At 73.0% G+C, this 525-nt stretch carries 1 protein-coding gene; it reads left to right on the forward strand.

Features of this window, described 5'->3' with window-relative positions; translation table 11 throughout:
- Window positions 1–72 precede the first annotated feature (72 nt).
- Window positions 73–525: methyltransferase family protein (locus tag AC1D34_RS38230; protein ID WP_476827110.1), on the forward strand; the 453-nt coding region annotated here is incomplete at its 3' end.

Below are 525 nucleotides of genomic sequence, written 5' to 3' on the forward strand. Positions count from 1 at the left end.
CCCCACGCCGCATCGACCCTAGCGCCTCCCGCGGCAGCGCAGGAGCCTCCCCCGCATGTCACGCTGATCCAGATGGCGACGGCCGCCTGGGTCTCGCGTCTGGTCTACGCAGCCGCGAGGCTGGACCTCGCCGACCACCTGGCCACCGGCCCTCGCAGTGCCGAGGAGCTGGCCGGCCCGCTGCGGCTCCATGCGCCCTCGCTCCATCGCTTCATGCGCTGCCTCGCCAGCCTGGGCCTGCTTGCCGAGCAGGCCGGCCAGCGCTTTGCCCTGACGGCGCTGGGGGAGGCGCTGAAGACGGGCGCGCCCGGTTCGGCGCGGGCCACCATCCTCACCGCCGGCAGCCCCTGGTTCGCGGGGGCCTTCGACGACATCGCCTATTCCTTGCAGACCGGCAGGACCGCGTTCGAGAAGGCGCAGGGCGTGCCGGTCTTCGACTATCTCGGCCAGCATCCGGACGAGGCCTCGCTCTTCAGCGAGACGATGGTCGGCTTCCACGGCCGGGAGCCGCCCGCTGTCGCGGAG

Source organism: Allobosea sp. P1_A7 (assembly GCF_056406775.1).